We start from the raw sequence: 12,163 nt of genomic DNA, 5'->3' as shown, positions 1-12,163 counted from the left end.
CCCCGTCCGGCGGGTCGTGCCGGTGGCTGCCCCCGTCCGGCGGGTCGTGCCGGTGGCTGCCCCCGTCCGGCGGGTCGTGCCGGTGGCTGCCCCCGTCCGGCGGGTCGTGCCGGTGGCCGTCCCCGTCCGGCCCGGTCGTGCCCGGCGGTCGCCGCCGGCCCGGGGCGGTCGGTCGGCGGCGACTGGGGGTCGGTCGGCGGTGACTGGGGTCGGTGTGGGCCGGGTTCCCGCTACCCGCGGCCGATGAGGTGGCGCAGGTGGGCGAGGAGGAGGTTCGGATCGCGGCGGGTGGAGAAGGCGGCGCTCGGCACGTAGACGGTCCTGCCGCGGACGGCGACGGAGGTCGGGCCGGACAGGCCGTCCGTCGCGGTGAGCAGGGTCGTGACGGTGCCGTCCGGGCGCACCAGCACGAGCTTTCCGCCGGTGCCGAGCGCGACCAGCGCGCTCCTGCCGTACCCGGGGAAGGCGAAGTCGTCGATGCCGTCGAGCCCGTCGCCCCGGGTCTCGACGGGGCCGGCGGAGCCGTTCTGGAGCACGGGGATGCGCAGCAGTGTGCCCCGGTCGGTGTTGGACACCCACACGGAGTCCCGGTGGACCTTGATGCCGTTGGCGCCGAGGCCGGAGGCCGGCGGCGCCGGGCGCGGAGCGAGCGCCGGCCCCGTCGCCCACGCCGTGACCGGGCCGCCCGTGCGCGGGACGCGCCAGACGGTGCCGCGGACCGAGTCGGCGGCGTAGAGCACGCCCCGGCCCTCGTCGAGGGCCAGGCCGTTGGGGAACCCGTCGGGCGGCAGCTGGGCGATCCGCTCCGGTGCGCCGCCGGGGGAGATGCGCCAGACGCCGGTCGCGCTGGTACCGGTGGCGTAGTTGACGTACAGCGTCCCGTCGTGGGCCCGCGCGATGCCGGTCACGACGGCACTGTGGACGACGGGGGTGTCCGGGTTCGCCACCTCCGGCAGTCGCGCGCGCGACGTGGTCGTCCCGTCCACGGTGACGTGCGCGACCGCGCGGGCGAAGGCGAAGGTGAGGTCGGCGGAGCCGTCGGGTTCGAGCGCGATGTTCCCGGGCGTCTGCCCGGCGGACAGACCGAAGCGGGCGACGACACGCGCGTCGGTGATGAGCGGCTCGTCACCGGCGGCGGGCGCGGCGGGCACCGCGGCCACGAGGCCGAGCGCGAGCACGCCGAGGGCGGCACCGGTCGGACGGAGGAGTCGGGGCATGTGACCTCTTCTCGGTCGGCGCGCGGGGCGCCGGCGTGCGGGGCCACACCAACATGACGGGGGACGGGTCACCGGGGGCGGCAGCCGGGGCCGCGGGATCGCCCGCGCGGACCACCGTGACGTGCCGTACGAGGGGCGCCCGGGTGACGCCCGGCCGGGGCGTCTCTCCGCGGCACCGGGACCGATGCCGGGCCCCTCAGTCCCAGAGCGGGTAGTCCATGACCTGCTTGTAGCCGTCCGGACGAACCCCCGGGTAGGTGAGGCTCATCCGGCTGTAGCGCTGGAATTCCGGATGCTTCTTCCAGCGCTGGGAGCCGTCGAGCCGGATGGTCACCGGATAGGCGTGGAAGGTGCCGGCCGCGCAGTACGGCTTGCAGTCGTTGACCAGGTTCAGGCCCACGGCGGTCGCCCCGTGCGGACTCCACTTGTCCCAGTGGAGTCCGGTGAGGCGGCTGTTGCCGTCGCCGCAGGCCAGCAGGAAGTCGTCGGGGCGGACGGTGCGGTGCCACAGGCAGTCGACCAGGACGGGCTGTGACGAGCTGGTCCGGGCAGGCGTCATCGCGTCGGTCGGCGGACTGGCCGTCGCCGTTGTCGTCGTCGCTGTCAGCAGCGCTCCTGCCGCCAGCGTGACCGCCGTTCCCACCAATGACCCGCGCATGGCCGCTCCCACTGTCGTGCCGTGTCCGACGCGTTCCCCCGACGCTACGACCGTCCCGGTGATAGCACCAGTCACGCAGGTCGGGCCGGGTATCAGCCGTGGGAGACGGTCAGCCCGTAGAAGGCCACGCGGGCGCCGTTGGTGGTGCTGTCCGAGGAGGACTGGTTGTAGGAGCCGGCCTTGAAGTACTGCTTGTAGGGCTTGAAGGACGACGGGATGCCGTAGTGGGTGGTGGTGCCGTTCACGGTCAGGTCGACGGTGTTCCCGCCGGAGACGGCGATGGTGTAGGTCCACGTCTTGCCGAGGGACACGTGCCCGACGGTGTGCGGGGTCTGGCCGCCGGACGGCGAGTCCTCGGTGCCGAGGACTATGTCCCCGTTCGCGTGGTAGTACAGCTCCACCAGCGGCTTCGTGGACGAGCCGCCGGAACCCAGGTGGATCTGTCCGACGCACACGTTCTTCGTCACGGACACCACCCGCAGCGTGGCGCTCAGCCGGTGGGAGCCGCTGAGCGACCAGTCGGCCGCGCTGCCGTCGCGGTTCATCTCCCGCAGCTCGGAGCGGGCGTAGTTGGAGTTCGGCGTGGTGACGCCCTTCTCCGGAGCCCAGAAGGTCATCGCGCCGTCGCGGGAGTCGGTGTAGAAGTACGCGTCCTGGTAGCCGTTCGCGCCCTGGAGCCGGGACGAGGGGATGGTGGTGGGCTTGCCGGGGGAGCCGACGGGCTCCTGGAGCTGCCAGACGGACAGGTCGAAGTTGCCGCCGGGAGCCTTCCCGGGGTCGGCGGCACCGGCGGCGCCGGCGCTGAGCAGGGTGAGGGCGAGGGCGAGGCCCGCGGCGGCCGGTGCCGCGAGAAGCCGTGACCGGGTCATGTGGGGGTCCCTTCGTCGGATCAGGATGCGTTCAGGCTGATGAACGCTGAACGCATCCTTGTTCGTCGGTGACCCGAGAAGCTAAAGCTCTGAACCTGACACGTCAAGAGGTCAGCAGGCGCCCTCGTCCTGCCAGGGGCCCCATTCGGACGCGCCGGGCGCCTCGTTCTGGGTCCACCACTTGGCCTTCCAGTTGTGCTTGGCGTAGGAGACCTCGTTCCCCGTCGTGTACGTCGCCGTCGCACTCCACGCCGTCTTGCAGGAGGCCGGCGTAGGTGTCGGCGTCGGGGTCGGGGTGGGCGTGGTGGTCGGCGGGGTGACGCCGGCGAACTTCACCGAGTACTTGGCGAAGTCCCAGGCGCTCTGGGTCACGCTGGAGCATGTGCCGGACGTACGGCCGCCGTTGTCGGCCGGGGTGCACTGCCGGTCGCGGTTCAGTGACCAGAACGTGAACCGGTCCATGTGGTGGCTCGTGGCGTAGTCGAGCACGGTCTGGAAGTCGGCCTGGGTGAAGTACTCCCCGGTGTCGCTGCGGCCGTTCATGCCCGAGAAGCCCTCGTGGGCGTACGCGGTCGCCTGGTCCCACCCGAAGGTGGACTGGAGGATGGAGTTGAAGTTGGTGAGCGCGCCGGTCTGGCTCGCCGCCCCGTTGAAGCCGCCGTCGAACGGCATGATGGAGAAGTTGTTCGGGGTGAAGCCCTGCGACTTGGCCTCCAGCAGCATCTGCTTGCCGAACCAGCCGGTGCCGTCCGCCGTGCCGGCCGTGGTCACGGACACGTACAGCCCGGGGTTGTTCTGCTGGAGGATCTTCGCGGCGCCGATCTCGTTCCTGACGGCCGCGGTGTTCTCGTACTCCGGCTCCTCCAGGTCGAAGTCGATGGCGTGCAGCCCGTACTTGGTGATGACCTGCTGGTAGGCCGCCGCCGTGGACGCCGGGTCCGCGCAGGCCTGGCCGAGCTTGGTGCCGCCGTAGCCGCCGATGGAGACCGAGACGTCGCCGCCCTTGGCCCGGACGGTGTTGATCACCGACTGCACGGCCGTGTCCGAGGAGACCGGCGCCGTACCGCCCCAAGTGGGGGTGCACCCGCCGCCGTTGGGGGCGAGGACGAAGGCCAGCTGGAACGCCTTCAGGCCGGTGGCGTCCATGATGGCGGACGCGTCCGGCGGGTCGTTGTCCAGCGGCATCAGGTAGGGGGCGGCGGCGTACCAGCGGTTGCCGAGCGCGGTGGTCGCGCCCGAGGCGCTGCCCGCGACCAGTGCGGTGGCGCCGGCCGCGGTGAGGGTCACGGCAGCCGCCGCGCCCAGACATGCCCGAAGACGTCTCATGCGTGCCTCCAGAGGGTGGGGACCCCGATGCGGGGAGCCCCACCCTCCGGGAGCTGTTGCGGTCACGTCAATGAGTTGGACTAGACCAACCTCCTCTTTGGACTAGACCATACGGTTCCTTTACCTCTCGTCGACCAGTCGCACGGTGAATCCGCGGTCCAGCGGCAGCCGCGCCGTGGTGACGGTCGTGACACGGGCGGAGGCGTCGTACGTCCAGGCGCCGCGCGGCAGTTGGCGCCCGCCGAGCAGGACCCGGTCCGGCGCGGTGTCGCCGTGCACGGTGAACCGGTACGCGCGTGCGTCCACCTTGCCCGCGTACTCGCCCCTGCTCGCGCCGACCGTGACGGTGGTGCCCCGGGAGTCGCCGCGCACCGACACCCGCTGGGTGGCCGCCGCGCCCCCGGTGAAGTCACGGGTCACGCCGTCGTCCTCGTACAGCGTGTAGTGGCTGGTGCCGTGCGCCGCCGGATACAGGTCCCAGTCCAGCTCGTGCCGGTCGCGGGTCTGCCAACTCGTCGTGCCCTTCGGCCACATGGGGACGATCGCGCCTTCACGCACGAAGAGCGGCAGGGTGTCCAGCGGGGCGTGATAGCCGTTGACCGTGGTCGGGCCCCGGTAGGTGCGACCGGTCCAGTAGTCGGTCCAGGTGCCCTTCGGCAGGTGGATGCCGTCCCGGGTGTCGGAGTCCTGGTACACCGGCGCGACGAGGAAGTCCGGGCCGGACAGGAACTCGTACCTGGCCTCCGCGCCGAGGGTGCCGGGATCGTCCGGGTACTCCAGCCACAGCGGGCGCACCGCACCCACGCCCGTCTTCGCCGCCTGGGCGGACAGGGTGTACATGTACGGCAGCAACCGCTCCTTCAGCTGCAGGTACTTGCGGTTGACCGAGGTGTACGGCTCTCCGTCCCGCCAGGGCTGCTGGTCGGCGGGCTTGCCGGTGGTGATGTCACTGGCCCAGCCGTCCATCGTCATGACGGCCGGCAGGAACGCCTTCCACTGCAGGTCGCGGGCGTACATCTTGGCGTCGTGGCGGTAGATGCTGCCCACGTCGCCGGTGTTGTAGGCGATGCCCGACATCGTCGCCCCGGCATAGGTCGGGATCTGCCACCGGATGTAGTCCCAGGACAGCTTCTGGTCGCCGCTCCACAGCACCCCGCAGCGCTGGGCGCCCGCCCAGGACACCGGCAGCCAGACGAAACCGCGCGCGTCGCTGTTGTCCTCGATGCCCTTCTTCGCCGCGTCGCAGGCGTCCAGCGCGAACTTGTAGCCGTTGCCGACCCACGCCACGTCCAGCTTGGCCACGCGCTGGCCCGCCCTGACCTGGTCGGCGAGCTTGTCGATGCCGTCCTGGGTCCACAGGCCGAGCTGCGCCTGGTGGTCCTCGAGGCCCTTCGCGGTCTGTTCGAGGTTCTCGTACCCGCAGCCGTACCCGTCGTTGACCAGCATCCAGCCGAGCGGCATCTTGTTCTCGGTGTAACCGTCGGCGGTCTTCAGCGCGTCCAGGGTGTGCCGCTCGCCCCGGTTGGCGTTGTGCAGGTAGCAGTCGGAGTCGCCCGGCTCCAGGCCGTACACCGGGGGCATGAAGGGCTTGCCCGTCAACGCCGTGTACTTGCCGATGACCTGCTTCGCGTCCCCGAGGAAGTAGTAGGCGTCCAGGCGCCGTTCCTGCTGTCCGGTGGTCACCGGTGAGCCGAAGGTGTAGACGCCCGGTGCGAAGGTGTTGCGGAAGACGCCGTAGCCCGCGCTGGAGAGGTAGAACGGCTGGGAGTTGTTGTAGCCGCCCTCGTTCCAGTCGAAGCTGTTGGCCACGTACATGGTCTGCCCGCGGTGCGAGAAGCTGCCGTTCTGCTCGCCGCCGCCGAAGAACTGCTCGTCCTCGCCGCGCGCGAGGCTCTGCCGCATCCCGCCGGTCGACCAGCGCAGCGGTTTGTCCTCCTGCCAGATCCGGGTGCGGTTGTCGGCTTCGTACAGCCCGAACCGCAGCGGCTTCTTGTACACGCGCAGCACGGCCTCCGGGGAGCGGATGCCGTAGTAGGCGCCCGCGTCGAAGGAGGAGGTGTGCCGCTGGAGAGCGGGCCGCTCGCGCACGATGGCGGTACCGGCCGGATCGCTCAGCGACCCCGACGGGTCGGCCTGGAGCCGCAGCTGACCTCCCGCCAGGAAGTCGGCGCGGGCGGCGAGCCGCCCGGCCCCGATGGTGTAGCTGCCGTCACCGCCCGCGAAGGACGTGAGATCGCCGGCGTCCGTGGTCGCGGGCAGATAGGCGGTGCCGGTGAAGGAGGCGCCGTGCACGTCGTACGGCACCACGACCACGTGGTACGTCCCCGAGGCGCGCGGGATCACCGTGGCCTCGGGGTCGGCGGTGCCCGCGCTGGAGGCCACCTGCTTGCCGTGCTCGTCGTAGACGTACAGGTCGAAGTCGTCCGAGGGCTGCTGCCACGTGATCGACAGCGGGACGCCGCCCTCGGGGTTGTCGTCCCAGTAGCCGTCCGGCACCGAGACGGTCAGGTCGAACCGGTCGCAGACCTTGCCGCCGGGGTCGTCGGCGGCGGCGGGGCACTTCTCCGGCCCGCCGCCGGTTCCCTTGTCGTAGACCGGGCTCTGCCAGCCGGCACTGCTGTGAGCGGGGTCCAGTACGGCGCCGGTCGCGGTGGCGGCGGCCTGGGCCGGGGCCGGGGCGGCGAGCGCGGTCGCGGCCAGGACGCTCGCCAGCCCCAGCGGTGTCCAGGCCGGCCACGGCACACGGTGTCGGAGTCTTCGCACGGCGGAACAGCTCCCCTCGCATCCTTGCGGATCGGGAATCCTCACGGAAACGGAAAATGCTCGGATGCGCTTGAAACGAGCACCAATCGAGCAACTTCACGCATGAGCCTCGGGGTTGGTGCAGGTTCATGTCAATACCGCGGGACGCTGCGGCAGTGCCCGCAGGGCAGAGGGCAGACCCCCGCGCGGCGGGGCCCGGCGCGCCTGGAACGGAGGAATCCGCCGCATCACCTCCGCGGGCCAGGGGGCGGAGAAACGTACCCTGCATCCTGAGTCGTCACCGATGTCCGCATACCTGTGGCGAACCGTCAGTCGCCTGAGGCATCCTTGGCGGCGTGCGTGCTGTTTCGGGAGGAGCGGCCCCTGTCCCACGGCCCGGGACCCCGGCTGCCGACAGCGGAACGGACACGCGCGGCGGGGCCGGCGGACACAGGAACCAAGGGGACGACGCGCCCTGCGCGTCATGGGGGGAGAGGTCGCCCATGCCATCCACGAACCATCGTCAACGGCCGGCACCGGCGACGGGGGACACCCGTGACGCACCGCCGGCGCAGGCGGCGGAAGGGCGGTCGAGCTGAGGTGCGGATCACCATCCACAGACCCGGCGAGCTGACGTCCGAACTGCGCGCGGCCTGGCACCGGGCGATGGACGAGTCGCCCGAGTACGCCAATCCCTTCCTGGCCCCGGAGTTCGCCATCGGAGTGGGCCGGTTCCGCGGCGGGGTCCGGGTGGCCGTGCTGCGCGAGGGCACGGAACCGGTCGGCTTCCTCCCGTACGAGCGCGGGCCCTTCGGCACCGGCCGGGCCATCGGGCTCGGCCTGTCCGACTGCCAGGCCCTCGTGCACCGGCCCGGGGTCACCTGGAGCACGCGGGAACTGCTGCGCGCCTGCGGGCTCAGCATCTTCGAGTTCGACCATCTCGTCCAGGAGCAACGGCCCTTCGAACCCCATGTCACCGGCACCTTCGCCTCACCGGTGATCGATGTGAAACCGGGCGGCGGCAGTTACCCGGAGTGGCTGCGCGGCGCGTACCCGGGGCTGGCCAGGACGACCCTGAAGAAGGAGCGCCGGCTCGGCCGGGACGTCGGCGAGGTGCGGTTCGAGTTCGACGAACGCGACCCGCGGATGCTGCGCACCCTCATGCGGTGGAAGTCCGCGCAGTACCGCAGGACCGGCCGCATGGACCGGTTCTCCCGGCCGTGGATCGTCGGCCTGGCCGACCACCTCTTCCACGTCCGCGAGGAGCACTTCACCGGGGTGCTGTCCGTGCTGTACGCGGGCGACCGACCGGTCGCGGCCCACTTCGGACCCCGGTCCAGCACCGTGCTGGCGGCCTGGTTCACCGCGTACGATCCCGAACTCCCGAGCTACTCACCTGGGTTGATGATGCACCTGCGGACCGCCGAGGCGGCTGCCCGGCACGGGGTGACCCTGGTGGACCTCGGCCGTGGCGACAAGGAGTACAAGGACTGGCTGAAGACCCGGGAGCTCCGGGTCGGCGAGGGGTTCGCCGCCCGCCCGCACCCGGTGGCGCTGGCCCACCGGCTGTGGCGCCGGCCGGTGCGCGGCCTGCGCAACACGGTGCTCGCCCACCCGGGGCTGCGCGAGCCGGCCGACCGGCTGCTGCGGACCGTGGGCACCCTGCGGACGCGCGGCCAGGAGTCCGTCGCCGCCGGGGTCCGTGCCCGGCCGCCGCGCTCCGACTGAGCCGACGGCACCGGCCCCGCGAGGCCGCCCGTCAGGCCGGTGCCGGGACGCCATGGGGAGTACTGGGCCGGCTCACGTGAACCGCACCGGCCCGAACCCGGCGGTGTCGCACACCACTTCCGCCGGGGGCCGGGGGCCGGGGGCTGGGGGCCGGGGGGCGGGGACGCCCTCCCACTGCTGGAGACCGTGGCCGGCACCGCCCCGTGATCCCACCGGCCTCCGCGAGGGACCCCCGACAGGGTTCGTCCGTCGTCCGGTCAGGCCGGGGCGTCAGGCGTGCCGTCACCCGCCGCGTGGTCGGGCGGCCGAGCAGTCGCCCGTTGCGCCGCCGCCGCTCGTGCGGCCGGGGTGCGGTCGTCTGCCGTGTGGTCGGGCGGCCGAGCAGTGGCCCGTTGCGCCGCCGCCGCTCGTGCGGCCGGGAGTGCGGAGATCCGCCGCCTGGTCAGCGGCTTGAGCAGTCATCTGCCGCGCGGCCATCCGTCGCGCGGTCGCCCGTCGCGCGGTCGCCCGTCGCGCGGTCACCCGTCGCGCGGTCACCCGTCGCGCGGTCACGCCGACGGGCTCGCGATGCGTAGAGGTGCCGTCGGGGGCGCCGTCTCTGCTGTGTCGGCCGCGCCGGTGGCGTCCGTCCACCAGTCGGCGCCGTCCTCCACGTACCGCAGCAGCACGCCCTCGCGGATCGCCCACGGGCACACTACGGCCCGGGGCAGGCCCATCAGCTTCAGGGCCGTGTGTCCGACGACCGCCCCGGCCAGACTCTGGGCGGCGCGCGGCGCGGAGATCCCGGGCAGCTGGGCACGTTCGGCGGCGGGCAGTTCGGCGAGGACGCGTACCGCCGCGCGCAGGTCCCGGCAGGCCAGCTCCCGCTCCACGAACGGTCCGAACCGCCCCGGCGCGGCCCCGCACAGCCGAGCCAGCTGCTGGAACGTACGGGAGGTGACGGCGGCCGTGCGCGGGCTCTCCCAGCGGATCCGCGAGGCCACGTCCCGCAGTTCATGGCGGATACGGCGGCGCAGTTCCTTCAGCTCACCGGGCCCGGGCGGGTCCAGGACACCCGGGTACTCCCGCGTCAGCCGGTTCGCGCCGAGCGGCAGGGACGCGGCGAAGTCGGGCAGCCGGCCCCGTCCGAAGGCCACGTCCAGCGCGCCGCCGCCGATGTCGAGCAGCGCGAGGGGGCCCGCCTTCCAGCCCAGCCAGCGCCGGGCCGCCAGGAAGGTCAGCTCGGCCTCCGTCTCACCGGGCAGCGTGCACATGCGGATCCCCGTACCGGACGCCACGCGCTGCAGCACCTCATGGCGGTTCGGGGCGTTGCGGACCACCGCGGTCGCGAAGGCCAGCGGGCCCGCCGCATGCCACCGGCGCGCCGTGGCGCCCGCCGCGGCGACCGCCTTGACCAGTCGCTCCACCGCCTCGTCGGCGATGGTGCCGTCCGGACCGACCTGTTCGGACAGGCGCAGCTTCCACTTGACCGTGTGCACCGGCAGCGGAACGCCACCCTCCACATCCGCGATCACCAGTCGGACCGTGTTCGATCCCGCATCCACCACACTCACCCGCATGGCCGGGAAGTACCCACTTCAACGGCTACGACCCCTCGCACGGGGGGCGTGCCGGTGCACAGCGGTCCGGGCGTGCGCCTCAGGACCGGCCGGCGGCCCGCGTGAGCTGCCGGGCGCGTGGGAAGACATCGACTGGCGGTGCTGCCGAGTTCACACACCCGTCGCGATTCCTTCGGCTCGCGAGCCGGTGGTCGTCACCTGCGGCCGGTGAAGTGGACGGCAGTTGCCGAGGTGCGTTGTCGCGCCCCAACCGTTCGTGAGGTGCATGCGCATGCGTCATACCCATGTCCAGGGTGCTGCACGGAGTTCCGCTCGTGCCCGTGCACGGCTCGCGACAACCGTCGTGCTCGCCGTGACGGCACCGGCCTTCCTGTCCGGCGCGGCGGAGGCGGGGTCCGCGCACACCGCGCGGACGGGGCATCCGGCGCAGGCGGTACGGACCGTGCAGGCGGCCCCGGCAGCCCCGGCCGCGCGGGCCTCGAAGACCGCGGTGATCGAGCGGTGGACGACGCGGACCCCCGCTCCCGGAGTCACGGTCCGCAGCGGCGTCGTCCTGCGTCCCGCTGCGAAGCACTCCTGGACGGTCACCGTCCAGGCCCCGAGCAAGACCCGGTGGACCTCGAACGACCCGGACGCGCCCGTGAGCTGGGCCGAGGCCGCCACCCACGGCTGGGCCCAGGACACGGCGCACAAGCTGACCCAGGCCGGGCTCAAGCCACGGGTGGAGAGCGTACGGTGGCCCCAGTACGCCGACACCCCCCAGGGGTTGATGGGGTACCGCGTCCGCATCGGCCGTTTCGCCACCCAGGAGGAGGCGAAGACGGCGGCCTCGGCGGTCGTCGCGGCCGGGTTCCACACGACCCTGTCCTGGACCGGGTACGACATCCAGGAGCCGGCCGACCGCGAGAACATCCACGTGGCGGTCATCGACCCGAAGACCTTCCAGGGACGGGTCGAGGCCACGCACGACGGCAACGTGGCACGGCGTGAGACCACCTCGGCGGTCGCGCGGAAGCTGAACTCCCTGGTCGCGGTCAACGGTGGCTTCTTCGTGCTGGCGTCGGGCGACGGTGTGCCGGGCACCATGTCCGGGCTCGGCGCCTACCAGGGCGAAATGGAGTCGATGGCGGCCGGCTCCCGGTCCGCACTGCTCATCGGGAACGGCGGCCACAGCGTCCGGATCGCGGACCTCACGAGCAGCGCCACCGCCCGGTCGGGCAAGGCCGCCTACCAGATCCAGGGCATCAACCGGGTGCCCGGGACGGTCCGGGACTGCGGCCGTCCCGGCAGCACACCCAGCGAACTGCCCTGGCAGGACGTGACCTGCCAACTGGCCGACGACATGGTCCAGTTCACCACCGCCTTCCAGGCCGGCCTGCCCACCGGCCCCGGCGTGCAGGCCGTGCTGAACGCGTCCGGCCAGGTCGTCTCCGTCGGCGCGCGCGGCGGCCGGGTGCCCGCGGGCGGGCACGTGCTGCAGGGCATCGGGCGGGCGGCCGACTGGCTGAGGGCCCACGCCAAGCCGTACAGCCGCGTCCAGGTCGACGAGGCCGTCCGTACGGCGGCGGGCAAGCGCGTCGTGCTCGACGCTGGCGACTCCATCGTCAGCGCGGCTCCCACGCTCGTGAAGGACGGCCGGATCGACATCGACGCCGCCGCCGAGGGCGTGGTCGACCCCGAGTACACGTCCTTCGGATACGCGTGGGCCAACGTCCGCCAGCCGCGCACCCTGGCGGGCGTCGACAAGCGCGGCCGGCTGATCCTCGCGACGGTGGACGGACGGCTGACGGGGGGCAGCGAGGGGTTCACCCTCTACGAGGCCGCCGCGTTCATGAAGTCGCTCGGTGCCGTGCAGGCGATGAACCTCGACGGCGGCGGCTCCACCGCGATGGCCGTCGACGGCACCCTGGCCAACCACCCGTCCGACGCCGCCGGGGAGCGCCCGGTCGGAGACACCGTGCAGGTCCTGCCGGCGGGTTACTGACGACCGCTCGGGGCCGGGCCTTCCGCACGTGGGCGGTTCACCGCCGGCCGTGTCCGGATCTCGGCCCCGCACGCTCCGGC

The 12,163-nt window shown here is 72.6% G+C and carries 7 protein-coding genes and 1 pseudogene; 2 read left to right on the top strand and 6 right to left on the bottom strand.

The window, feature by feature from the left end; genetic code table 11:
* Nucleotides 1-230: 230 nt before the first annotated feature.
* The 5 genes and pseudogenes from AB0B40_RS30640 to AB0B40_RS30620 all read right to left on the bottom strand — a co-directional run.
* Entirely contained in the window at nucleotides 231-1,217 is a 987-nt protein-coding gene (locus tag AB0B40_RS30640; RefSeq protein ID WP_362266768.1) for a hypothetical protein, read from the bottom strand.
* Nucleotides 1,218-1,413: 196 nt separating this feature from the next.
* On the bottom strand, nucleotides 1,414-1,875 hold the full coding sequence (locus AB0B40_RS30635; protein ID WP_345057621.1) for a hypothetical protein: 462 nt from the start codon (nucleotides 1,873-1,875) through the stop codon (nucleotides 1,414-1,416).
* Between the two features lie 92 nt (nucleotides 1,876-1,967).
* On the bottom strand, nucleotides 1,968-2,744 hold the full coding sequence (locus AB0B40_RS30630) for a polysaccharide lyase family 7 protein (protein ID WP_362266766.1): 777 nt from the start codon (nucleotides 2,742-2,744) through the stop codon (nucleotides 1,968-1,970).
* A 111-nt stretch (nucleotides 2,745-2,855) separates the two neighbouring features.
* Complete coding sequence (locus AB0B40_RS30625) at nucleotides 2,856-4,070, bottom strand: carbohydrate-binding protein (protein WP_345057625.1); 1,215 nt, start codon at nucleotides 4,068-4,070, stop codon at nucleotides 2,856-2,858.
* A gap of 222 nt (nucleotides 4,071-4,292) precedes the next feature.
* Nucleotides 4,293-6,272, bottom strand: a pseudogene (locus AB0B40_RS30620) (TIM-barrel domain-containing protein); the annotation flags it as partial.
* Nucleotides 6,273-7,412: 1,140 nt separating this feature from the next.
* Between AB0B40_RS30620 and AB0B40_RS30615 the strand changes: the two are divergent.
* A complete protein-coding gene (locus AB0B40_RS30615; RefSeq protein WP_362266764.1) occupies nucleotides 7,413-8,540 on the top strand; it encodes a GNAT family N-acetyltransferase in 1,128 nt (375 codons plus the stop codon).
* A 548-nt stretch (nucleotides 8,541-9,088) separates the two neighbouring features.
* On the opposite strand, the gene AB0B40_RS30610 is transcribed toward AB0B40_RS30615, so the two are convergent.
* Nucleotides 9,089-10,099 (bottom strand): Ppx/GppA family phosphatase, encoded by a 1,011-nt coding sequence (locus AB0B40_RS30610; protein ID WP_362266762.1) that lies wholly within the window; start codon nucleotides 10,097-10,099, stop codon nucleotides 9,089-9,091.
* Nucleotides 10,100-10,451: 352 nt separating this feature from the next.
* Here AB0B40_RS30610 and AB0B40_RS30605 point away from each other — a divergent pair, with 352 nt between their 5' ends.
* Nucleotides 10,452-12,083 carry a phosphodiester glycosidase family protein gene (locus AB0B40_RS30605; RefSeq protein WP_362266760.1) on the top strand — a complete coding sequence of 544 codons (1,632 nt, stop codon included), beginning with the start codon at nucleotides 10,452-10,454 and terminating at the stop codon, nucleotides 12,081-12,083.
* Nucleotides 12,084-12,163: the final 80 nt, after the last annotated feature.

The organism is Streptomyces sp. NPDC042638 (assembly GCF_040647235.1).
GTDB classification, from domain to species: Bacteria; Actinomycetota; Actinomycetes; order Streptomycetales; family Streptomycetaceae; genus Streptomyces; species Streptomyces rameus.
The sequence above is the reverse complement of the archived record's forward strand: the minus strand, read 5'-3'. Positions and strand labels throughout refer to the sequence as shown.

What these genes read in the sequence shown, in the direction of transcription:
- AB0B40_RS30640 (WP_362266768.1), bottom strand. Translation starts at nt 1,217, where the DNA reads ATGCCCCGACTCCTCCGTCCGACCGGTGCCGCCCTCGGCGTGCTCGCG.
- AB0B40_RS30635 (WP_345057621.1), bottom strand. Translation starts at nt 1,875, where the DNA reads ATGCGCGGGTCATTGGTGGGAACGGCGGTCACGCTGGCGGCAGGAGCG.
- AB0B40_RS30630 (WP_362266766.1), bottom strand. Translation starts at nt 2,744, where the DNA reads ATGACCCGGTCACGGCTTCTCGCGGCACCGGCCGCCGCGGGCCTCGCC.
- AB0B40_RS30625 (WP_345057625.1), bottom strand. Translation starts at nt 4,070, where the DNA reads ATGAGACGTCTTCGGGCATGTCTGGGCGCGGCGGCTGCCGTGACCCTC.
- AB0B40_RS30610 (WP_362266762.1), bottom strand. Translation starts at nt 10,099, where the DNA reads ATGCGGGTGAGTGTGGTGGATGCGGGATCGAACACGGTCCGACTGGTG.